The organism is Brachybacterium kimchii, assembly GCF_023373525.1.
In the GTDB taxonomy this organism is placed as follows: domain Bacteria; phylum Actinomycetota; class Actinomycetes; order Actinomycetales; family Dermabacteraceae; genus Brachybacterium; species Brachybacterium kimchii.
Genome location: NZ_CP097218.1, coordinates 1,403,461 through 1,425,516 on the forward strand (window position 1 = coordinate 1,403,461; position 22,056 = coordinate 1,425,516).

Annotated in this window: 16 protein-coding genes and 6 tRNA genes; 10 read left to right on the forward strand and 12 right to left on the reverse strand. The window is 73.5% G+C overall.

The window, feature by feature from the left end; translation table 11 throughout:
- Positions 1–110: 110 nt before the first annotated feature.
- From M4486_RS06770 to M4486_RS06785, 4 genes are all read right to left on the reverse strand, one after another.
- Positions 111–182: transfer RNA gene (locus tag M4486_RS06770), tRNA-Val, on the reverse strand.
- A gap of 30 nt (positions 183–212) precedes the next feature.
- Positions 213–283: transfer RNA gene (locus M4486_RS06775), tRNA-Cys, on the reverse strand.
- Between the two features lie 76 nt (positions 284–359).
- Positions 360–432 (reverse strand) — tRNA-Gly (locus M4486_RS06780).
- A gap of 26 nt (positions 433–458) precedes the next feature.
- Positions 459–530: transfer RNA gene (locus M4486_RS06785), tRNA-Val, on the reverse strand.
- A 272-nt stretch (positions 531–802) separates the two neighbouring features.
- On the opposite strand from M4486_RS06785, the gene M4486_RS06790 reads away from it, so the two are divergent.
- The 6 genes from M4486_RS06790 (at position 803) to treZ (ending at position 8,781) form a co-directional block, all read left to right on the forward strand.
- Positions 803–875, forward strand: a tRNA-Gly gene (locus M4486_RS06790).
- Between the two features lie 25 nt (positions 876–900).
- Positions 901–972 (forward strand) — tRNA-Val (locus M4486_RS06795).
- Positions 973–1,060: 88 nt separating this feature from the next.
- Entirely contained in the window at positions 1,061–1,849 is a 789-nt protein-coding gene (locus M4486_RS06800; RefSeq protein ID WP_152353151.1) for an NAD-dependent epimerase/dehydratase family protein, read from the forward strand.
- 62 nt (positions 1,850–1,911) lie between these two features.
- Positions 1,912–4,185 (forward strand): glycogen debranching protein GlgX, encoded by a 2,274-nt coding sequence (glgX, locus tag M4486_RS06805; protein WP_249480381.1) that lies wholly within the window; start codon positions 1,912–1,914, stop codon positions 4,183–4,185.
- A gap of 58 nt (positions 4,186–4,243) precedes the next feature.
- Positions 4,244–6,808, forward strand: coding sequence for a malto-oligosyltrehalose synthase (gene treY / locus M4486_RS06810; RefSeq protein ID WP_249480382.1), 2,565 nt, complete (start codon positions 4,244–4,246; stop codon positions 6,806–6,808).
- Positions 6,805–8,781, forward strand: coding sequence for a malto-oligosyltrehalose trehalohydrolase (treZ, locus tag M4486_RS06815; protein ID WP_249480383.1), 1,977 nt, complete (start codon positions 6,805–6,807; stop codon positions 8,779–8,781). Before treY ends, treZ begins: the two co-directional genes overlap by 4 nt.
- On the opposite strand, the gene zapE is transcribed toward treZ, so the two are convergent.
- Positions 8,760–9,806, reverse strand: a complete 1,047-nt coding sequence (zapE, locus tag M4486_RS06820; RefSeq protein WP_249481088.1) for a cell division protein ZapE — start codon at positions 9,804–9,806, stop codon at positions 8,760–8,762. The two genes, treZ and zapE, sit on opposite strands and share 22 nt — an antisense overlap.
- Positions 9,807–9,948: 142 nt before the next feature.
- Between zapE and M4486_RS06825 the strand changes: the two genes are divergently transcribed.
- On the forward strand, positions 9,949–10,710 hold the full coding sequence (locus M4486_RS06825) for a dihydrofolate reductase family protein (protein ID WP_249480384.1): 762 nt from the start codon (positions 9,949–9,951) through the stop codon (positions 10,708–10,710).
- 46 nt (positions 10,711–10,756) lie between these two features.
- Here M4486_RS06825 and M4486_RS06830 read toward each other — a convergent pair whose 3' ends face one another.
- Positions 10,757–12,163 (reverse strand): alpha/beta hydrolase family protein, encoded by a 1,407-nt coding sequence (locus M4486_RS06830; RefSeq protein ID WP_249480385.1) that lies wholly within the window; start codon positions 12,161–12,163, stop codon positions 10,757–10,759.
- A 99-nt stretch (positions 12,164–12,262) separates the two neighbouring features.
- Between M4486_RS06830 and msrB the strand changes: the two genes are divergently transcribed.
- The 3 genes from msrB to M4486_RS06845 all read left to right on the forward strand — a co-directional run bounded on the left by msrB (position 12,263) and on the right by M4486_RS06845 (position 14,789).
- Positions 12,263–12,685: a peptide-methionine (R)-S-oxide reductase MsrB gene (gene msrB, locus M4486_RS06835; protein WP_249480386.1), complete on the forward strand. Its 423-nt coding sequence runs from the start codon at positions 12,263–12,265 to the stop codon at positions 12,683–12,685.
- A gap of 135 nt (positions 12,686–12,820) precedes the next feature.
- Complete coding sequence (locus tag M4486_RS06840; RefSeq protein ID WP_249480387.1) at positions 12,821–13,429, forward strand: DUF3000 domain-containing protein; 609 nt, start codon at positions 12,821–12,823, stop codon at positions 13,427–13,429.
- Positions 13,430–13,433: 4 nt separating this feature from the next.
- Entirely contained in the window at positions 13,434–14,789 is a 1,356-nt protein-coding gene (locus M4486_RS06845) for an HRDC domain-containing protein (protein ID WP_249480388.1), read from the forward strand.
- 49 nt (positions 14,790–14,838) lie between these two features.
- Here M4486_RS06845 and M4486_RS06850 read toward each other — a convergent pair whose 3' ends face one another.
- From M4486_RS06850 to M4486_RS06875, 6 genes are all read right to left on the reverse strand, one after another.
- Positions 14,839–15,426, reverse strand: coding sequence for an NUDIX domain-containing protein (locus tag M4486_RS06850; protein ID WP_249480389.1), 588 nt, complete (start codon positions 15,424–15,426; stop codon positions 14,839–14,841).
- A complete protein-coding gene (gene pyrG / locus M4486_RS06855; protein ID WP_249481089.1) occupies positions 15,423–17,141 on the reverse strand; it encodes a CTP synthase in 1,719 nt (572 codons plus the stop codon). The genes M4486_RS06850 and pyrG overlap by 4 nt, the downstream gene beginning before the upstream one ends.
- Positions 17,142–17,353: 212 nt before the next feature.
- Positions 17,354–18,481: a glycosyltransferase gene (locus tag M4486_RS06860; RefSeq protein ID WP_249481090.1), complete on the reverse strand. Its 1,128-nt coding sequence runs from the start codon at positions 18,479–18,481 to the stop codon at positions 17,354–17,356.
- Between the two features lie 5 nt (positions 18,482–18,486).
- Positions 18,487–20,127 (reverse strand): murein biosynthesis integral membrane protein MurJ, encoded by a 1,641-nt coding sequence (gene murJ, locus M4486_RS06865; protein ID WP_249480390.1) that lies wholly within the window; start codon positions 20,125–20,127, stop codon positions 18,487–18,489.
- On the reverse strand, positions 20,124–21,020 hold the full coding sequence (locus M4486_RS06870) for a hypothetical protein (protein WP_249480391.1): 897 nt from the start codon (positions 21,018–21,020) through the stop codon (positions 20,124–20,126). The genes murJ and M4486_RS06870 overlap by 4 nt, the downstream gene beginning before the upstream one ends.
- A complete protein-coding gene (locus tag M4486_RS06875; RefSeq protein WP_249480392.1) occupies positions 21,017–22,048 on the reverse strand; it encodes a copper transporter in 1,032 nt (343 codons plus the stop codon). Before M4486_RS06875 ends, M4486_RS06870 begins: the two co-directional genes overlap by 4 nt.
- Positions 22,049–22,056 lie beyond the last annotated feature (8 nt).

The window sequence follows — 22,056 nt, forward strand, 5'->3', positions numbered from 1 at the left end:
CGCCGCGGCGACACCTGCCCGAGGCCGTCCGGAGACGGTCGGGAGAGCTCGGGAACGGTCGGGACATGACGAAGGCCCTGACCGGATGCGCCGGTCAGGGCCTTCAAGGGTGGGCGATACTGGGATCGAACCAGTGACCTCTTTCGTGTCAGGAAAGCGCGCTACCACTGCGCCAATCGCCCTGATCGTCCTCCGCACGGAGGCGGAAGCGGAGGTGGGTACGGGATTCGAACCCGTGTACACGGCTTTGCAGGCCGTTGCCTCGCCTCTCGGCCAACCCACCGGACGAGCGACCGACGCGAGGACGGCCCCTCATGAGGAACGGCGCTCCCGACAGTGTCGGGCGCGCCGCCTCCCGGAGCGGACGACGGGACTCGAACCCGCGACCCTCACCTTGGCAAGGTGATGCTCTACCAACTGAGCCACGTCCGCATGACGAGGATCCGAGGATCCTGTCGTGGGCGATACTGGGATCGAACCAGTGACCTCTTCCGTGTGAAGGAAGCGCGCTACCACTACGCCAATCGCCCGTCGGGCCGCCCGTGAGCGAGCCCTCCGACGTCCTCTGCGAGAGCCGGGCTCCCGATCGGACCTGGACGAGATTACACCACCGGCGGCGCAGATCCGAACGTCAGAGACCACTTCGGGCTGTGGCGTGAGCCACCCCGGTCGACGCCCCGCAGGGCTGGTGCCGCGCATCACGTGCATTTGCACACGGCGCGCACCCACCCGTAATGTGTCTCCTCGTCAGCAGGAACCACCCGCTCCGGGGCGATCCGGGAGCGATGGATCCGGCAGATGCGCGGACGTGGCTCAGTTGGTAGAGCATCACCTTGCCAAGGTGAGGGTCGCGGGTTCGAGTCCCGTCGTCCGCTCCGTCCCCTCGCAGCTCGGCTGCATGGGCGATTGGCGCAGTGGTAGCGCGCTTTCCTGACACGAAAGAGGTCACTGGTTCGATCCCAGTATCGCCCACGCTGAAGGCCCCGGTCATCGACCGGGGCCTTTCTCGTGTCCGCGCCCGGCTCTGGCCAGCTCCCCGCGCACGTCCCACAATGGCCCCATGAGCGATGACGCGAAGAAGCGGATCCTGCTGACCGGGGCGACGGGCGGGGTGGGCACGGCGCTGCTCGCCCGGCTCGACGACGAGTACGACATCGTCCCGCAGGGTCGGCACGCACGCACCGAAGGGCTGCGCGACCGGCTGCGCATCGCCGACGTGACCGACTACGACCAGGTCCGCGCGCTGATGGACGGGATCGACGCGGTCGTCCACCTCGCGGGATCGGCCTCCCCCGAGTCCGACTGGGAAGCGGTGCTGGGCCCGAACATCGTGGGCCAGCGCAACGTGCTGGAGGCGGCGCGGGACGCGGGCGTGCGCCGGGTCGTGCTCGCCTCGTCGAACCATGCGATGGGCGGCTACGACCGCCATGAGCAGTGGCCCGTGCACAGCGACATGCCGCCCTGGCCGGACTCCCTCTACGGGGTCTCCAAGGTGTTCGGCGAGGCCCTGGGGCGCCACTACCACGACGCCTTCGGCCTCGAGGTGATCGCCCTGCGCATCGGATGGATGAGCGAGGACCCGCTGTCCACCGACGTGGACCTACTGCGCGCCATGTGGCTCTCCCCGGACGACGCGGCCCGGGCCGTCCGCAGCGCGCTCGAGGCCGACGTCCCCTTCGGCATCTACTACGCGATCTCCGCCAACCCCAATCGCCGCTGGGACATCACCGACACGATGCTCGAGCTGGGGTACCGCCCGCAGGACGACTGGACCGCCTTCCCCGGAGCGCACGAGGAGGTCGTCGAGGGCGGGGCCGACAGCCCGGGCAACTGGCCCGAGGGGTCCTGAGAGCGCCGTCGGCCCCCGCCGCGCCCCGTCCGGCCCCAGGCGGGCCCGGGTACTGTGCACACATGCAGATCTGGACGGGACAGCCGTACCCCCTCGGCGCGACCTTCGACGGCGGCGGCACCAACTTCGCCCTGTTCTCCGAGGCGGCCGAGCGGGTCGAGCTGTGCCTGTTCGACGAGGACGGCACCGAGACCCGCGTGCAGGTCACCGAGGTCGACGCGTTCGTCTGGCACGTCTACCTTCCGGCGGTCCAGCCCGGCCAGCGCTACGGCTACCGCGTCCACGGCCCCTACGATCCCGCCGCCGGCCAGCGCTGCGACCCGTCCAAGCTGCTGCTGGACCCGTACGCGAAGGCGATCAGCGGGATGGCCACGAACCATCCCTCGCTCTTCTCCTACGACTTCGAGGATCCCGAGCAGCGCAACGAGGAGGACTCGGCGCCGCACACGATGCTGGGGATCGTGGTGTCCCCCTACTTCGACTGGGGCAGCGACCACTCCCCCGGCCACGAGTACCACGACACCGTCATCTACGAGGCGCACGTCAAGGGCCTGACGATGCAGCACCCGGGGATCGACGAGTCCATCCGCGGCACCTACGTGGCGATGGGCCACCCCGAGATCATCCGCCACCTGCAGTCGCTCGGCGTGACCGCCGTGGAGCTGATGCCCGTGCACCAGTTCGTCCAGGACGGCCACCTCGTCGAGAAGGGCCTGCGCAACTACTGGGGCTACAACACGATCGGCTTCTTCGCCCCGCACAACGAGTACTCCTACGCGGGGGACGCCGGCCAGCAGGTCCAGGAGTTCAAGACCATGGTCAAGAACCTCCACGCCGCCGGCATCGAGGTGATCCTCGACGTCGTCTACAACCACACCGCCGAGGGCAACGACAAGGGACCCACCCTCTCCTTCCGCGGCATCGACAACGCCTCCTACTACCGGCTCGTCGAGGACGACAAGGCCCACTACTACGACACCACGGGCACGGGGAACTCCCTGCTCATGCGCACCCCGCACGTGCTGCAGCTGATCATGGACTCGCTGCGCTACTGGGTCAGCGAGATGCACGTGGACGGCTTCCGCTTCGACCTCGCCTCGACGCTCGCCCGCGAGCTGCACGAGGTGGATCGGCTCTCCGCCTTCTTCGACATCATCCAGCAGGACCCGATCATCTCCCAGGTCAAGCTCATCGCCGAGCCCTGGGACCTCGGCGAGGGCGGATACCAGGTGGGAGGCTTCCCGCCCCTGTGGTCGGAGTGGAACGGCCGCTACCGCGACACCGTGCGCGACGCGGGCCGCAGCGAGCCGGGCGTGCTGCCGGACTTCTCCTCGCGCCTCGCGGGCTCCTCAGACCTGTACCAGCACACGGGCCGCACCCCGATCGCCTCCGTCAACTTCGTCACCGCGCACGACGGCTTCACCCTGCGCGACCTCGTCTCCTTCAACGAGCGCCACAACGAGGCCAACGGCGAGGGCGGAAACGACGGCGAGAGCCACAACCGCTCCTGGAACTCGGGGGCCGAGGGTCCGACGGAGGACCTCGCCATCACCTCGCTGCGCCTGCGCCGCGCGAAGAACTTCATGGCGACCCTGCTGGTCAGCCAGGGCGTGCCGATGATCCTCCACGGCGACGAGATGGGCCGCACCCAGCAGGGCAACAACAACACCTACTGCCAGGACGACGAGATCTCGTGGGTCGACTGGGACCTCGACGACGACCAGCAGGACATGCTCGACTTCACCCGGCACATGATCGCCCTGCGCCGGGCGCACCCGATCTTCCGGCGCCGGCGCTTCCTGGGCGGCCAGAACCCCTGCGAGGGCGATGAGTCGCTGCCGGACGTGGTCTGGCTCGCGACCGACGGCACCGAGATGACGCAGGAGCAGTGGGACGACCCGCAGAACAAGTGCGTGGACGTGTTCCTCAACGGCTCCGCGATCCCCGAGCCGGACACCCGCGGCGAGCGCATCATCGACGACTCCGCGCTGCTCATGTTCAACTGGGCGGGCAACGACGTGGACTTCCGCGTCCCGCCCGAGGAGTTCGGCGCCGCCTGGTACGTCGCCTCGGGCACGGCCCACCAGCTCGATCTGGGCGAGAGGCTCGAGCCCGGGCAGACGATCACGCGCCCCGCCCACTCCGTGCTGATCCTGGGACGGCACCCCGCCGAGCCCGCGGCGGACGAGACCGGCGGTGCGCAGGCCGAGGAGCAGGACGGGTCCTCGGAGGCCGCCCTGCCGCCGCGCGCACCGGCGTACACGAGCGCGTCCTCGCAGTCCCCCGGCCCGCTCGCCGCGCCGCGGATCACGAGCGCCTCGCATCCGCGGCGCTGACCCCTTCGGCCCACCGCGGTCCCGCCCCGGTCCCGACCCGCGAAGGAGCACGCAGCACATGGTCACCCTCCCCGCCCCCTCCCGGATCGTCCCCACCAGCACGTACCGGCTGCAGCTGCACGCGGGCTTCACGTGCGACGACGCCGCCGCGATCGTCCCCTACCTCGCCGACCTCGGGGTGGGCCACGTGTTCTGCTCCCCGGTGCTGCAGGCGGCCCCCGGCTCCACCCACGGCTACGACGTCGTGGACCACACGCGGATCGGCCAGGAGATCGGCGGGATCGACGCCCTGCGCAGACTGGCCGCCGCCGTCCACGCCCACGGCATGGGCCTGATCGTCGACGTCGTCCCCAACCACATGGCGATCCCCACGCCCGTCTGGCACAACCGCGCCCTGTGGTCGGTGCTGCGCGAGGGCCCCGCCTCGCCCTTCGCCGACTGGTTCGACGTGGACATCACCGCCCAGAACTCGATCCTCATGCCCGTGCTGGGGCGCCCCATCGGCCAGGTCCTCGCCGACGGCGAGATCGAGGTGTCGCGCGCCGACGTGCCCCAGCGCGACGGCGGCACGCGCGAGGAGAGCGTGGTGCGCTACTACGACCACGTGCTGCCGATCGCTCCGGGCACCGAGGACCTGGGGCTCGTCGACCTGCTCGAGCGCCAGTGGTACCGACTGGCCTACTGGAAGGTCGCCGACGACGAGCTGAACTACCGGCGCTTCTTCGACGTCGACACCCTCGCGGCCGTGCGCGTGGAGCTGCCCGAGGTGTTCACCGCGACCCACGCGCTGCTCCTGCAGCTGCAGTCGGAGGGCGTCGTCGACGGCTACCGGATCGACCATCCCGACGGCCTCGCCGATCCGCGCGGCTACCTGCGCGACCTGCATGAGGCCTCCGGCGGCGCCTGGACCGCGGTGGAGAAGATCCTCGAGGGCGACGAGCAGCTGCCCGGCGACTTCCCGTGCGACGGCACGACCGGGTACGACGCCCTGTGGCGCGTGGGCGGCCTCTTCCACGACCCGCGCGGGGCCCTGGGGCTCACGCACGTCTGGCAGCGCACCACGGGGGACCTGCGTCCGTTCGAGGAGATCGCCGCCGAGTCCACGGCGCTGATCATCTCCACGAGCCTGTGGGCGGAGGTCGAGCGCCTCACGGACCTCGTCCACCGCATCTGCGCGGAGGACATCCGCCTGCGCGACACGACGCGCCGCCAGATCCAGCGGGTGCTGGTCGCGATGCTCGCCTCGATGGACCGCTATCGCGCCTACATCGTCCCCGGTGAGAGCACGAGCGGTGCGGAGCGCGCGGTGCTCGAGGCGGCCGCCTCCCGCGCCCGCGGCCTCCTGGGCGAGGACGCGGACCTGCGGGCCGCACTCGAGGTGGTGCTCGCGCTCGTGTGCGGCGACGAGGTGGGCAGCGCCGGCCGGACGGCGGACGCGGACCGCGCCGAGCTGATCATCCGCTTCGCGCAGACCTGCGGGCCCGTGCACGCCAAGGGCCTGGAGGACACCGCCTTCTACCGCTATCCGCGGTTCCTGCCGGTCACCGAGGTGGGGGCGGATCCCGACCGCATCGGCGTCGAGCCCGACGACCTCCACGACCACTGCGCGACGATGGTGCACACGCGCCCGGACTCCATGACCACCCTCTCCACGCACGACACCAAGCGCAGCGAGGACGTGCGCGCCCGTCTCTCCGTGCTCACCGAGGTCCCCCACGAGTGGGGCCTCGCGGTGCTCGACCTCGAACGGGCGGTCGCCGCGCACATCGGTGACCGGGTGGACGGGGCCCTGCGCCTGCTGCTGTGGCAGACGCTGCTGGGGACCTGGGACCTGCCGGGCGGGAGCAGCGAGCGGATCGACGAGGACCGGCTGATCGGCTACCTCGAGAAGGCCATGCGCGAGGCGAAGACCCGCACGACCTGGACGGACCAGGACTCCGAGTACGAGGACCAGGTCCGGGAGCTGGGGCGCGCGGCCCTCGACTCCTCCGAGGTCGCGTCGATCCTCGAGGACCTCACCCGCAGGACGCTCGGCGCGCAGCGTGCGGCGATCCTCGGCCAGAAGCTCGTGCAGCTGACCATGCCGGGAGTGCCCGACGTCTACCAGGGGTGCGAGTCCATCGACCTCTCCCTCGTCGACCCCGACAACCGCCGCGAGGTCGATCACGCCGGCCACGAGGCGCGGCTCGCCCGCATGCGCGAGGGCGCGCGGCCCGACGGCGTGGCCGACGAGAAGCTCTGGCTCACCCATCGCGCGCTGCGCCTGCGCCGCGAGCGTCCCGAGCTCTTCCGCGGGCGCTCCGCCGTCTACCGCCCGGTGCCGACGTCGACCGCGCACGCGGTGGCCTTCGGCCGCGCCCTCGAGGACGGCCCCCTCGAGGTGGTCACGGTGGTCACCCGCCTCGCGCACGGCCTCGCCCAGCGAGGCGGCTTCGGCGACGCCGTCCTCGTGCTGCCCGAGGGCCGCTGGCGCGATCTGCTGAGCGGCCGGGAGACGGACGGCGGCCAGGTGCGCCTGGCGGCTCTGCTCGAGGACTGGCCGGCGGCGCTGCTGGTGAGGACCGACGGGACGTCCGGGCAGGACGACATCGAGGACGAAGACGAGGACGAGGGGAACGCATGAGTGAGCACGCGAGCGACGCGGCCGGGACCGAGGGGACGCGCACGGCGCCGTCCCCCTCCACGACGAGACCCCCGTCGGGCCCCGCTCCCCTGCCGGTGCGAGACAGCGACGGCGCCCTCGAGGTCTGGGCGCCGCGCGCACGGACGGTGCAGGTGCGCCTCGAGGCCCCGCTCCGCGGCGGCGAGACCGAGTCCGTCCCCGACCCGGAGGACGCGCACGTGCGCACCCTCGAGCCCGTCGGGGACGGCTGGCACCGGCTGCGGGACGAGGGGGCCGACGCCGAGGGCCCGGCCGCCGTGCCCGGCACGGGCGTCCGCTACGCGTTCCGCCTGGACGGGGACGGCGACTGGCTGCCCGACCCGCGCAGCCTCGCCCAGCCGGACGGGGTCCACGGCCCGAGCGAGGTCGTGCACCCCGGGCTGTTCCCGCACGCGCCGTGGGAGGGACGTTCCTTCCGCGGCGGCGTGGTCTACGAGCTGCACGTGGGCACCTTCGCGCCGCCCGCCGACGGCGGCACCGGCACCCTGGACACCGCGATCGAGCGCCTGGAACACCTGGTCGCGCTCGGCGTCGACGCCGTGGAGCTGATGCCGCTCGCGACCTTCCCCGGCGAGCGCGGCTGGGGGTACGACGGCGTGGACCTCATGGCCGTGCACCCGGCCTACGGCGGTCCCGCCGCCCTCGCCCGCTTCGTCGAGGCGGCCCATGCGCGGGGCCTCGCGGTGGTCCTCGACGTGGTGCTGAACCATCTGGGTCCCGACGGCAATCACCTCAGCGCCTTCGGCCCCTACTTCACCGACCGCCACGAGACCCCGTGGGGCTGGGCCGTGAACCTCGACGACGCGGGCAGCGACCACGTGCGCGCCTTCCTGCGCGGGGTCGCCCGGCACTGGCTCGTGGACATGCAGCTGGACGGTCTGCGCCTGGACGCGGTGCACGAGCTGCAGGACGACTCGCCCCGGCACTTCCTCGCCGAGCTCGCCGACGCCGTCGCCGACTGGGAGCGGGAGACCGGCAGGCCGCTCACCCTGATCGCGGAATCGGACCGGAACGACCCCGCGACCGTCACCCCCACCGCTCGCGGCGGTCTCGGCATGGACATGCAGTGGGCCGACGACGTCCACCACGCCGTCCACGCGTGGATCAGCGGCGAGCGGCAGGGCTATTACGTCGACTTCGGCAGCGCCGAGGTGCTCGCACGCACCCTCACCCGCGTCTTCGAGCACGCCGGGACCCGCTCCACCTTCCGCGGAAGGGTGTGGGGCGCGCCCGTCGATCCGGCGACCGACGCCTACGACGCGCACTCCTTCGTGGCCTTTCTCGAGGACCACGACCAGGTGGGCAACCGTGCCCGCGGGGACCGCGTCCACCAGCTCCTCTCCCCCGCCGAGCACGCCGCCGCGATCGCTCTGATCCTGCTGGGTGCCCCCACGCCCATGCTCTTCCAGGGCGAGGAGTGGGCGTGCAGCGCCCCGTTCCGGTACTTCACCGACCATGGCGAGCAGCTCGGGGCGATGGTCACCGCCGGGCGGCGCGAGGAGTTCGCGCAGATGGGCTGGGACTCATCGGACGTGCCCGACCCGCAGTCGCGCTCCACGTTCACCGACTCCTTCCTCGACTGGGAGGAGAGGCACGAGGGCGCGCACGGCACGATGCTCGAGTGGTACCGCACGCTCATCGGCCTGCGCCGCGCGCTGCCGGAGCTCAGGGATCCTGACCTCCGCCGCGTCGAGGCCGTCGTGCTGGACGAGGAGTCCCTCGTGCTGCGGCGCGGGGACGTGCACGTGCTCGTCAGCCGCGCGGAGGGAGGGGCCGGGATGCCCGGGTCGGACGCCGCTGCCGGCGGGGAGGTCCTCGCCTCCTTCGGCGCGCTGCGCCGCGATGCCCGGGAGCGGGTCGCCGGCCTCGCGGGCCCCGGCGCGCTCGTCGTCCGCGGGAGCGCCGCTGCGGCTCAGTCGGCCGAGGCGTCCTGAGCAGCGCCCTCGAGGTCCTTCGCGCCGTCGCGCGCGAGCGAGGTCAGGCGCGAGAGGGAGCGGTAGTACTTCTTGCGGTAGCCGCTGCGCAGCAGCTCCTCGGTGAAGATGCCCGCCGCGTCCTGCCCGCTCGCGAGCACCGGGATCTCCCGGTCGTAGAGCCGGTCCACGAGCACCACGAAGCGCAGGCCGTTGTTGTGGTCGGCGATCGTGGACACCTCGGTGAGGTGGGCGAACGAGACGTCGTCGAGCATCGCCCCGTAGCGGGAGGGGTGCACGGTCTTGAGGTGCGCGAGGAGGGAGGGGAGATCGTCGAGCGTCGCACCCGGCGTGGCCTCGGCGTGCTCGCGCACGGTCTCCTCGGGCAGGGCGGGGGCCTCGGCGACGGCCTCGCGCCGCCGGTAGTCCTCGCCGTCGATCCGCAGCACGTCGAAGCGCTCGGACATCGACTGGATCTCGCGCAGGAAGTCCTGGGCGGCGAAGCGCCCCTCGCCGAGCGCCTCCGGCAGCGTGTTCGAGGTCGCCACGATCGCGACGCCGCGATCGGACAGCTCACGGATCAGCCGCGTCATCAGCAGGGTGTCCCCGGGGTCGTCGAGCTCGAACTCGTCGATGCACACGAGCGAGGAGCCGCCCAGCAGGTCCACGGCACGGGTGAAGCCCAGAGCGCCCACGAGGTTGGTGTACTCGACGAAGGTGCCGTAGACGGGGTTCCCGTCGGTGATGTGGAACAGGGAGGTCAGCAGGTGGGTCTTGCCCACGCCGAAGCCGCCGTCGAGGTAGAGGCCGCGCGCCGCCTGCGGCCGCTTGCGGAACATGCCCAGCAGGCCCTTCGAGCCGCCGCTGCGGCCGATGCCGCGCGCGAACTCGGCGATCCGCTCCTTGGCCTCCTGCTGGGAGGGGTACTGCGGATCGGGCACGTAGTTGTCCAGCCGCGCCTTCGCGAAGCGCGGCGGCGGCACGAGGTCGGCGACCAGGCGCTCGAGGGAGGGGGCTGGGGTGCGCGCGGTGAGGGACTCGGTCACGGCCGCCAAGTCTAGGGGCACGGCCGATCCGGGCAGATCCCCTGTGGGCAGGTCCACGATCGCGCGTCGGTCCGCGGGACCGTCCCAGGTGCGGGATGATCCGGAGAGCACGCAGTGCCCGCACGACGAGAGGATCGAGGCCATGCAGCTGCTCTGGGACGACGGGCGCGCGCTGGCCGCGCCGCGCGAGATCACCGAGGACGCCGCCGGCGCACGCGCGCTCGCCGAGGTCTACGCGTACTCCGCGGACCGCACGTGGGTGCGGGCGATGATGAACACGACGATCGACGGCGCGATCACCGGTGCCGACGGGACCAGCGGTCCCCTGCGCAATCCCACCGACTCCTTCGCCTTCGGCGTGCTGCGCGCGCTCGCCGACGTGGTGCTCGTGGGCGCCGAGACGGTGCGCGTCGAGGACTACCGCCGCCCCCAGGGCCGCTCGGACCTGCTCGCCCCGTCGCTGCGGCCGGCCGGCGGTGAGCGCCCGGCCCTGGCGATCATGTCGCAGTCCGGTCGGCTGCCCGCGAGCATCGACCCCGCGTGGCCGACGTACCTCGTGACCGACGCCGCGCACGGCGAGCGGGCACTCGCCGCGAGCGGTCTGCCCGAGAGCAGTCTGATCCTCGCGGAGGATCCGGAGGGCATCCGCCGCGCCCTCGCCGGCCTCGGGCACCGCGGGATCCAGCTCGAGGGCGGCCCGAGCGCTCTCGCGCGCTTCGCCGGCGCCGGGGAGCTCGACGAGCTGTGCTTCTCGGTGACCCATCGGACGGTCGGAGGGGACGCCTCCCGGGTGATGCGCGGCGTCGACGCGGAGGGCGTGTGGGAGCTGGGCTCCCTCACGGTCGGCGCCCACGCGACGCTCTCCCGCTACGTGCGCGACCGGACGGTGCGCGACCGGGCCTGATCCCGAGGATCGGCCCGGTCGCGAGGACCGGCCCCGCGCGCACGGATCACACCCGGGCGCCGATCGACCCCTCCAGGGGCGCGGCCGCGGGGTCGCGCACGGGCAGCTCCATGGCCTCGACGTCGACGTCCAGGTCCAGCAGGTCCACGAGGTGGTCCGCGAGCAGCCGCTCGTACTGGGCGGGATCGCGGTTCCACTCGCGGGTGTGGCTCGCGCCGGCGAAGGGCACGAACTCCACGAGGTCGGGGCGCAGCGCGGCCAGGCGGGCGCTCGGCGCCGGCGGCACCGTCGTGTCCTCGAGGGCGTGGATGAGCAGGGTGCGGTGACGCAGGTGCTGCGCGTAGTGCTCGGCGCGCATCTCGGCGAGCGCGAGCGGCTCGTGCAGGCGCACCAGGCGCGCTCCGAGCGGGCTCGTCATCATCCACAGGGCCAGGCGCCGCATGGGCGCGGGGGCGCGGAGCGCCGTCGCGTGGTAGGTGAGAATGTCCTGCCAGTCCACGGCCGGCGAGTCCAGGACGAGTCCGGCGATCGCCTCCGGATGCGCGGTGTGCACGGAGGTGCGCAGCGTGATGCCTCCGCCCATCGACCAGCCCATGAGCACGATCCGGCGCGCCCCGTGGGCAAGGGCGTACTCGATGCCCGCCTCGGTGTCCTCCCATTCGTCCAGGCCCAGATGGTGCATCCGATCGGCCGACGCGGGCGATCCGAGATCGTTGCGGTAGGTCAGGGCGAGGCAGGTCAGGCCCAGCTCGTGCAGCAGGGACATGGCGCGCAGGGTCTCCCCGCGCGTGGCGCCGTGACCGTGCGTGAGCACGGCCCAGGTGTCGCCCGTCGGCCCCGCTGCGCCGTCCTCCCGCGAGGCCCCGTCCTCGCTCGAGGCACCGGGCTCCTCCCCCGAGATGCCGGGGCGCCCCGGCACCAGCCACGCCGGCATGGGGCCGACGGGCGAGGAGACCTCGACCTCCCGGGTGGGCAGGCCCAGCGACGTCTCGGGCGTGCCGGGCCAGAAGAAGCCGTCGAGGCCGACGGGACCGATCCCGATCGGCTCGTCGGTGTCGCGGGCGAGGATCGGGCGGGAGACGGTGGTGGGCGTCGGCTCGCCGTCGACCGGGCCGAGGCGCACGTGGACGGCCCCGCCGGAGCGGCGCAGGGCGATCACGCCTCCGCGGACGGCCTCCGCCGTCCGATCGAGGTGGACACGGTCCGGATACGCGGCCCGCACCATCTGGTCGAGCTTCCCGCGCTGGGACGTCTGCGGGGTCAGCGGGACCCTCGCGAGCAGCCGGGCCCCCGCCGCGAGCGCCCCTGCGCTGAGGGCGAACGCACCGAGCGCGCCGACGCCGCCGACGGCGAGTGCCCTACCCCATCGCCCCAGCTCACGAACGGCGTCGCGCGCGTCCGGCGCCTCCTCGGGGCGGGTCGCGCGGGAGCCGAGGGAGGTGAGGCGCATCATGACGCGCAGTCTACGTCCGCCGTAGGATCGCAGGTGACGCCGCGGGTCCGAGGCGATCCCCGCCCCACCCGTCGGCACCCGAACCCGGAGGTATGAGCCATGAGCACCAAGCCCATCGGAAGCGGTCACTACGCCATCCAGCTGGACGACGCCGCGTGGCGGGAGAAGCTCTCGCCGGAGGAGTACCAGGTGCTGCGCCAGGCGGGCACCGAACGACCGTTCAGCGGGGAGTACGAGGAGGTGCGCCCGGCCGGGACCTACGCCTGCCGAGCGTGCGGGGCGGTGCTGTTCCGCGCCGACGAGCAGTTCGACGCGCACTGCGGCTGGCCCGCCTTCTGGGCCCCGCAGGACAACGACGCAGTGGAGCTGCTCGAGGACGCCTCGCTGGGGATGGTCCGCACCGAGGTGCGCTGCGCGAACTGCGGCTCGCACCTGGGGCACGTCTTCGAGGGCGAGGGCTTCGCGACCCCCACCGACCAGCGCTACTGCATCAACTCCCTGAGCCTCGTCCACGAGGACTGAGGCCCGCTCGACGAGGACCCGCTGGAGCCTCCGCACCCCCGGCCGACGGGTCGGCCGGAGGCCGGGGAGAGGTCGTCGGCGGGTCGACGGCGCGCCTCGGTCCGTGGTGACGGGTCGCGGGCTAGGCTCGCGGCCGTGCCCGTCCACCAGTTCCCCGCCGCCGCCCGCGCCTTCAGCACGGCGATCGAGGAGATGACCCGTGCGCCCCTGCGTCCTGAGGTCCACTGGACCTCGATCCCCGCTCCCGGCCGGATGGCCCCGCACACGTGGGCGGCCAACGGCGAGGTGATCCTGCACGACGAGGAGGTCGCCAGCGGCCGCCTGGTGGTCCTGCACGATCCCGCGGGCGAGGAGGCGTGGAAGGGCGAGTACCGGATGGTGGTCCTCGTCCAGGCCCAGCTCGAGCCCGAGTTCGCGATCGAGGCGATGCTCGGCGACGTGGCCTGGTCGTGGGTCACCGAGTCCCTCGAGCTCTTCGACGCCGAGTCCCGCGAGCTCGGGTGCACCGCCACCCGCGTGGTGTCCCAGAGCTACGGCGCGCTCGCCGGGCGCCCCTCGACCGTCGACGTCGAGATGCGCGTGTCCTGGACGCCGACGAGCTCCGACCTGGCCCCGCACTTCGCCGCCTGGACGGCCATGCTCGCGGCGGCCGGCGGCCTGCCTCCCGCTCCCGCCCAGGTGGCGCCGCTCGTCCCCTCCCACCGCGCCCGCCCCCGGCAGGGCTCGGCGAACGAGGAGGACTGACCCCATGAGGACCCGCAACCGCTCCGCCGCCCGCGCCCGACGCACCGAGGACGGCGCACCCGCGGACAGCGCGACCACGGCGCGCACCGCGCCGACGACCGCCACCGGCACGACGGACACGGGCAGGACCGGCGACGACCTCGGCGCCGACTCCCCCGCGATCGAGCCGACCCCTCTGGGCGCCCCGCGCGACGGGCTGGTCCCCGTGATCGATCGCATCCAGCCGCTGCTGGAGTGGTGCGAGCGCGCCGCGAGCGCGCCCGAGGAGCCGATCGCGGTCGACGCCGAGCGGGCCTCCTCCTACCGCTACAGCGCGAAGGCCTATCTCGTGCAGATCCGCACCGAGGCGGCGGGCACGGCCCTCATCGACCCCACGGCCTTCACCCTGCCCACCTCGTTCGTGGAGCTCATGAACTCCCGGGAGTGGGTGCTGCACGCCGCCACCCAGGACCTGCCGAGCCTGGGCGAGCTGGGCCTGCACCCCGCGTCGCTGTTCGACACGGAGCTCGCCGCGAGGCTGCTGGGCATGCCCCGTGTGGGCCTGGGCGCGGTCGTCGAGGACACGGTGCACCTGCGCCTGGCCAAGGAGCACTCCGCCGCGGACTGGTCCAAGCGCCCGCTGCCCGAGCCGTGGCTCGTGTACGCGGCCCTGGACGTCGAGGTCCTCGTCGAGGTGCGCGACATCCTCGCCGCCCGTCTCGAGGAGACGGACAAGACCCGCTGGGCGCGCGAGGAGTTCGCGCACGAGGTCGCCCATCCCCTGCCCGCGGCGCGCGCGGAGCCCTGGCGGAAGCTGCACGGCCTGGGCGCCCTGCGCACGCCGCGCCAGCTCGCGGCCGCCCGCGCCATGTGGGAGCGGCGCGACCAGATCGCCCGTGAGCAGGACCTGTCCCCTCACCGCGTGATCAAGGACCGCGCGATCGTCGACGCCGCGAAGGTCTCGACCGCCTCGCACACGGCCTTCCTCGCCGCCCTGCCCAAGCCGATGCACGGCAAGGAGACCTGGTGGCAGGCGGCGCGCGCGGGCGTGAACCTCCCCGAGGCGCACCTGCCCTCGCGCTCGGAGCCCAGCTACCCGCCGCCCCACAAGCTCTGGTCCAAGAAGTGGCCCGAGGTGTGGGAGCGCTACCTGCCGATCCGCGAGGCGGTCGCGGAGCGCGCGGAGCAGCTGCACGTGCCCTCGGAGAACCTGCTCACCCCGGGTCTGCTGCGCCAGTGGGTCTGGGAGCACGAGACGCCCGGCGACGCGGAGGAGATCCGCGCCGAGCTCTCGGGGCTCGGCGCCCGCGACTGGCAGGCGGAGATCGTCGCCCCCGTCCTCGCCGCCGCGCCCGTCGCGTCGGACGCTCCCACCGAGTAGGGCCCCCGGGGCCGCCGCCCAGCGCGCGACCGCGACGGACCGGCCGGTCTCAGACCCCGAGGGCCGCGACCGCGAGCACCGCGGCCACGAGAGTCGCATTCGTCAGGCGGCCGTCGCGGATCGCATCGAGCACCTCGCCCAGGCGCGCCCAGCGCAGCTCGATCTCCGACTCCTCGTCCTCGCGCACGAAGTCCGTGACGGCCTCGCCGATGCCGGTCGCGAGGAAGATCCGGATGCGTTCGCTCGAGCTGCCGGCCGAGGGATGGATGTCCAGCAGGTGCCGGAGGTGCTCGGCCCGGTGACCGGTCTCCTCGGTGAGCTCGCGCCCCGCGGCCTGCATCGGGTCCTCGCCCTCGTGGTCGAGCAGGCCCGCGGGCAGCTCCCAGAAGGTGCGCCCCGCAGGATGGCGGTACTGGCGGATGAGCAGCACCCGCGCATCGCGCACGTCGCTCGCGCCCTCGTCGTCGAGCGCGAGCACGGCGGCGGCGCCCGTGTGGGCGATGTACTCGCGGGTGAAGCGGACGCCGGGAGCGAAGTCGACCTCGTCGCGCACCACGTCCCAGATCGCGCCGCGGAAGGCGGTGCTCCGGGAGAGGACCGGACGTGCACCGTCCTCGTCCCGGAGCGACCCTGTCACTCCCCGGCCTCGTCGGCCCCGTCGGACTGCACGGCGGGGTCCGCGCCGGATCCCGCCTCGCCGGTCTCCTCGGCCCCGCGCTCGGCGGGGACCTCGAGCAGACGGGTGGCCTTCTGCAGGTCGACGGCGGCGCCGATCAGGCCCGCGAACAGCGGGTGCGGCCGGGTGGGGCGCGACTTCAGCTCGGGGTGCGCCTGGGTGCCGATGTAGTACGGGTGCACCTCGGAGGGCAGCTCGACGAACTCGACGAGGGAACGGTCCGCGGAGACGCCGGAGATCACCAGGCCCGCCGTCTCGAGGTCCTTGCGGTAGGCGTTGTTCACCTCGTAGCGGTGGCGGTGGCGCTCGGAGACCTTCGTGGTCCCGTAGGTGCGGGCGGCGAGGCTGCCGGGGGTGAGCTCGTGGTCGTAGGCGCCCAGGCGCATGGTGCCGCCCAGGTCGCCCTCGCCCGAGACGATGTCGGCCTGCTCGGCCATGGTCGCGATCACGGGGTGCGCCGTGTCGGCCTCGAACTCGGTGGACTGCGCATCGGCCCAGCCCAGCTCGGTGCGGGCGTACTCGATGACCATGCACTGCATGCCCAGGCACAGGCCGAGGGCGGGGATGCCCTTCTCGCGGGCGAAGCGCAGCGCGCCGACCTTGCCGTCGACGCCGCGGATGCCGAAGCCGCCGGGCACCACGATCGCGTCGAGGTCCTTGAGGGCCGCCTGGGCGCCCTCGGGGGTGGAGCAGGCATCGGACTCGACCCAGGAGATCCTCACGCGGGCGTCGTGGTGGAAGCCTCCGGCGCGCAGCGCCTCGGTGACCGAGAGATAGGCGTCCGGCAGGTCGATGTACTTGCCCACGAGGCCCACGGCGACCTCGTACTCGGGGTGGTGGACGCGCTCGAGGAGCCCGTCCCACAGCGACCAGTCGACGTCGTGGCTGAGGAGGTCGAGGCGGCGGATCGCGTAGGCGTCCAGGCCCTCGTCGTGCAGCACGTGCGGGATGTCGTAGATCGAGGGCGCGTCCGGGCAGGTGACGACGGCGTCGAGGTCCACGTCGCACATGGAGGCGATCTTCGCCTTCACCGAGGCGGGCAGGGCGCGGTCGGCGCGCAGCACGATGGCGTCGGGCTGGATGCCGATCGAGCGCAGGGCCGCGATCGAGTGCTGCGTGGGCTTGGTCTTCAGCTCCTGGCTGGGGCCGATGAATGGCACCAGGGAGACGTGCACGAAGAAGACGTTGTCGCGGCCGACGTCCTGGCGGACCTGCCGGGCGGCCTCGAGGAACGGCTGGGACTCGATGTCGCCGACGGTGCCGCCGATCTCGGTGATGACCACGTCGACCTCGTCGCTCGCCTGAGCGCGCATCGACTCCTTGATGGCGTTCGTGATGTGCGGGATGACCTGGACGGTGTCGCCGAGGTACTCGCCGCGGCGCTCCTTGGCGATGACGCCGGAGTAGACCTGGCCGGTGGTCACGTTGGAGTCGGCCGAGAGGTTCTCGTCGAGGAAGCGCTCGTAATGGCCGATGTCGAGGTCCGTCTCCGCGCCGTCCTCGGTCACGAAGACCTCGCCGTGCTGGAACGGGTTCATGGTGCCCGGGTCCACGTTGAGGTACGGGTCCAGCTTCTGCATGGTCACCCGCAGGCCGCGGTTCTTCAGGAGCATCCCGAGCGAGGAGGCGGTCAGCCCCTTGCCGAGGCTCGAGACGACGCCGCCGGTGACGAAGATGTGCTTGGTGGTGCCGGGATTCCGGAAGGGCTTCGCTGCCGGGCCGGAGCCGGGGCGGGCGGTCGATGCGGACGGGGTTCGCGGGGGGTTCACGCTGCTGTCTGCCACGGAGTCTCAACCTAGCATCGAACGGCCCCTCGGCGCTCCCGACACCCGCGGATGTGCGAGGTGTTCCATGCGGATGAGGCGCCGTCGGGCCACGGACGGCCGCGTCAGCGCAGGGAGATCCGCAGCACCTGCGTGAGCTGCGCGAGCAGGTCGTCGGGTCCGCTCAGCTCGTGGGAGCGCTCGCGGGAGGCCCGCTCGGCGCTCCGCCGCGCCCCCTCCTCGCGCAGGGAGGTGATCGCCCGGGCGAGGGCGGCCGGGTCCCCGACGGGGACGAGGTGCGCCGCCCGTCCCGTGACCAGGCGGGTGCCGCCGGCGTCGGTCGCGACGATCGCGCGGCCGGCGCGCAGGGCCTCCTGCAGGAACACCGGCTGTCCCTCCCACAGCGCCGAGGAGACCACGAGGTCGCAGTCGGCGAGCAGATCGGGAACGTCCTCGCGCCTGCCGAGCAGCTCGACGGGAAGGTGCTCGGCGCGGATGCGCCCGCTGAGATGCGACGCGAGGGGCCCGTCCCCCGCGATCCGCACGCGGAGCCCGGGAGCGGCCGGGACGGCCTCGGCGACGAGCAGGCCCAGGGCGTCCAGGAGGTCGTCGAGCCCCTTCTGCGGGGCGAGCCGGGCGACGACGAGCACGTCGAGCACGCCGGGCTCGTCGGGTTCAACGGGTTCGCCGTGCTCGTCCCGGGCGGGATCCGCCGACGCGTCGGGTGCGGTGACCCGCGCGGCGGCGTGCGCCCCGGGCCCGGGCAGCGCGGGGATGAGAGCGTGCTCGACCTCCGGGACGCCCCGCACGAGCGGGTCGAGGTCCGGGGACACGGTGAGGACCGCGTCGGCGCGGGAGCGGACGACCCGCAGCAGGAGGCGTCCCATGGCGCGCACCGCACGCGGTCCGACGACGCGGTTGTGCAGCGTCACCACGAGGCGGGGTCCGCGGCCGCGCGGCCCGCGGGCGAGAGCGGCGAGCGCCCCGGCGCGCAGCCCGTGGCCATGGACCGCGTCGACCGGGGGCCGGGCTCCGGTCGCGCGCATGCGCTCGCGCAGGGTGCGCACGGTGCGGACGTCCGCCGGCGCGGGGCGCGAGGAGATCCGCACGCCCGCCTCGGGCAGTTCGACACCGGCCTCCGAGAGCACGGCGCGCTCCATCCGCACGTGCGCCGCCAGTCCCCCGCTCGCGGCGGGCTCGACGATCAGCACGCGGGGCGTGCGGCCGGCGGACGGCCGCTCCCCCTCCTGCATGCGCCTCACGCCTGCTCCGTGCGCCCGCGGCGCAGGCGCGCCAGCAGCGAGGCCGCGGTGCGGCGGTCGGCGAGGGTCATGGCGACGAGGGCGAGGACCATGCCGATGCCGCCGGTGAGCACCCCGATCAGCACGCACAGCAGCTCGGACGTGCCCTGGGTGACCATCGCGCGTCCCAGGAGCAGTCCCGGGATCGCCGCGGCCACGGAGACCACGGCCCCGATCGGCACGACGCGCACCAGGGGCGCGCCGCCCTCGACGCCCTCGAGGAGATCGGCGACCCGCGCGAGGCCGGTGATGCCCGAGACCCACATGCCAGCGCTCAGGGCGAAGGCGAAGGCGGTCGCGGCCACGGCCGAGCTGCCGGAGTTCGAGAGCACCGCCACGACCACGATGAGGATCCCGCCCACGACCCAGCCGACGGAGCCCACGAGCAGCGCGTCCCGCGCCCGCATCGCCGCGGACAGCACCCGGGTGCACTGCATGGTGATCGCGTACGGCAGCAGCCCCACGGAGAGGGCGGCGACGACCGCGCCGACGCCGACCGCGCCCGCGCGGTCGATGTGGTGGAAGAAGGCCTCGAGGGCCGGGCCGGCGGCGAACAGCGTCGCCGCGCCCACGGTCCCGATCACGACGACCGAGCGCAGGGACGCGCGGGCGGTGACGGCGAAGCCCCGCAGGTCCCCGACCAGGCGCTGCTCGGACAGATGCGGGAACACGCTCGTGATCAGCGGGACCACGAGCACGGCGTAGGGCAGCAGGTAGATCGCCTGCCCGTACTGGAACACGGGCAGGGTGCCGGTGCCGCCCGTGCGCATGGCCAGCAGCAGCACGAGCGCGAGGGCGAGCTGCTGCGCGCCGACCGCGCCGAGCCCGGCTCCCGCGAGGCGCAGGGCCCTGCTGCCCATCCCGGCGGGCATCCGCAGGGTGGGGCGCAGGCGCAGCCCGGCGCGTGCGGCCGGCACGAGCACCGACAGCGCCATCACGACGACCCCGGCCGTCGTGCCCCAGGCGAGCACTCCGTGCGCGAACGGGGAGATCGTCGAGGCCGTCGCCACGGCGGGCACCGCGGCCGCGTACACGCGGTAGGAGATGATCACGACGAGCGAGGACAGCAGCGGCACCAGGGCGGGCCACAGGAACCGCTTGCGGGCCTGGAGGTACGCGCCCAGCACCACCGTCACCCCGTACATCGGCAGCTGCAGCGCGAAGATCCGCAGCATCGACGCGCCGAGCTCGACGACCGACTCGTCGGAGTCGCCGCTGGTGAGGACGAGCGAGGCGATCGGGCCGGCGAGCAGGCCGACGAGGAGGGCGAGCGGGATCGTGAGCAGGAGCATCCAGCTCAGCATCGCGGAGATGATGCCGTCGGCCCGTCGCCTGCCCTCCCCGGTCTCGTCGTTCTCGACCAGGCCCGCCACGAGCGGGACCACACTGGCGGCGAGCGCGCCGCCGGCGGCGACCTCGAACAGGAGGTTCGGGACGAGGTTCGCGCTCGAGTACGCGGTGCCGACGTCACCTGCGCCCACGCTCGCGCCGAAGACGAGGTAGCGCAGGAAGCCGACGATGCGCGCGACGAGGGTGACCACGAGGATCACCGTCGCGCCGCGCACGATGACCCGTGCGGTCGAGGACGGGGCGCTCATGCGGGAGTGCTCCCCTCGTCCTCGGATCCCGCGGGATCGGGTGCGCGGCGGCCCCAGCGGTCGAGGCGGCGCAGCGCGGGCGTCGCGTCGATGACGGCGCTGAAGCTCACGCGCTCGCTCGCGAGGGTGAGGGCCCCGAGACCGCCGAGCACGAGGAGGCGGGGTCCCGCGGGGAGTCGGCGCGCGGCCGCCGCGCCCACCAGGGCGCCGAGGGCGTTGGCGCCGGTGTCGCCGAGCATGCCGCGCTCGGCGAGGTCGCCGGGCAGGGCCGCGAGCCCGGCGACGGCGGCGATCGCGGCGAGGGCCCTGCCCTCCCGTGCGCGCGGGCTGCGGGCGGGCGGGAGGGCGAGCACGAGCGCGCAGGCCGTGGTGGCCTTGAGCGCGCGCCCGGGGCGCAGGTCCAGGAGGTTCGCGAGGTTCGCGGCGCCCGCGGCGACGCCCGCGTCGACCAGTGTGCCGGCCCCGGCCCCGGCCCCGGCTCCGGCGGGGAGGGCGCGCGCGTCCGTCGGCGCGCCGGCTTCCGTCGACGCGCCCGCGTCCGGACCGAGGGTCCTCGCCGTGCGGACACGGGCCGCGGCGGCGTCGAGCAGGCAGACCACGGGGATCCCCAGGGCCTTCGCGGCGCCCGTGGTCAGGCGTCCGCGACGCAGGGCGCCGAGGTGGCCGCGCAGCCCCTTGGTCGGGGTGATCCCGCGGGAGCGCAGCCAGGGCTCGAGGACGTCGTCGGCGAGACCCAGTCCGCCGACGGCGGCGACGGCGAGCGCATCGCCGCGCAGGCCGCGCGCGGCGAGAGCGGCCACCGCTCCCCCGGCCACGGCGACGCCCTCCGCGAGGGTCACGCTGCGACCGGCGTGGTTCGTGCGGCGCAGGGCGCCGGACATCCCACCCGTCATCCCTCGCCTCCGTCGCTCGCGCCGGATCCCGCCCCGGAGCCCGACGAGTCCCCGGCCCCGCCGGGCACCTCCGGCACGCGGTCCTGGGCGTCGGCGGCGGTCCCGTAGCTCCCCTGCTCGCCGCGCACCTGCTCGGCGAGGGCGAGCACGGCGATCGTCGGCCCGTCGGGCTCCTGCAGGCGGTCGCCGCTGGAGAGGTCGGTGAAGCGCGAGTCCCCGCGCACCGTGCGCAGCAGGCCCGCGCTGTCGTCGTTCGAGGGGGTCGAGCCCGAGACCACCGTGGGGATCTTCGCGCCGACCATGCGCTCGAGCAGCCCGGTCTGGGCCTCGAGCAGCATCTGGGCGCGCTCGGCCGCGGTCGAGGCGTCGTCCCCGCCCACGGTGAGGTCCGTGGGCGCGGCGCTCGCGAAGATCATCGAGTCCACGGGGGCGTCGGTGCTGCCGTCGACGTCGACGAGGCGGGCGTCCGTCAGCACGGCCCACAGCTTCTGGCGCTGCTCGTCGCCGATCGAGGTGTCCACGAGCAGGTGGCCGATGATCGTGGAGAGAGCACCGGAGCTGGAATCGGTGTCGGACTCGGCCGCCGTGACGAGCGCGCTGTCCGCCTCCCGGAGGGAGTCGAGGGCCGTGGTGCGGGTGTCCTCCTGCTCGGGGTCCCACAGGGAGCTGTCCAGGCGCACGCTCAGCGGCGTGCCCGCGCCCGCCTCGTCCAGCAGGGAGTCGAGAGTGCTGACCTGGTTGCGCACAGAGTCGTCGTCGTAGACCACGGCGGTGCTGCGTCCGCTCAGGGTGCCCGCGACGAGCTCGGGCGAGGTCTGCGAGATGAACGCGCTGAGCTCGTCGTTCTGCGAGGTCAGAGAGTCGTTGGAGGTGCGCAGGTCGTCCTTCTCCGTGCGCAGCTGCTCGACCTGGCCGGTGAGCTGGGAGCCCAGGTTCTCGCGCAGAGGTCCGGCCCCGAGCACGATCCCCACCGCGAGGGCGAGGAACACGGAGATCAGGGAGACCAGGTGGTAGCGGAAGTCGATCACGGACCGAG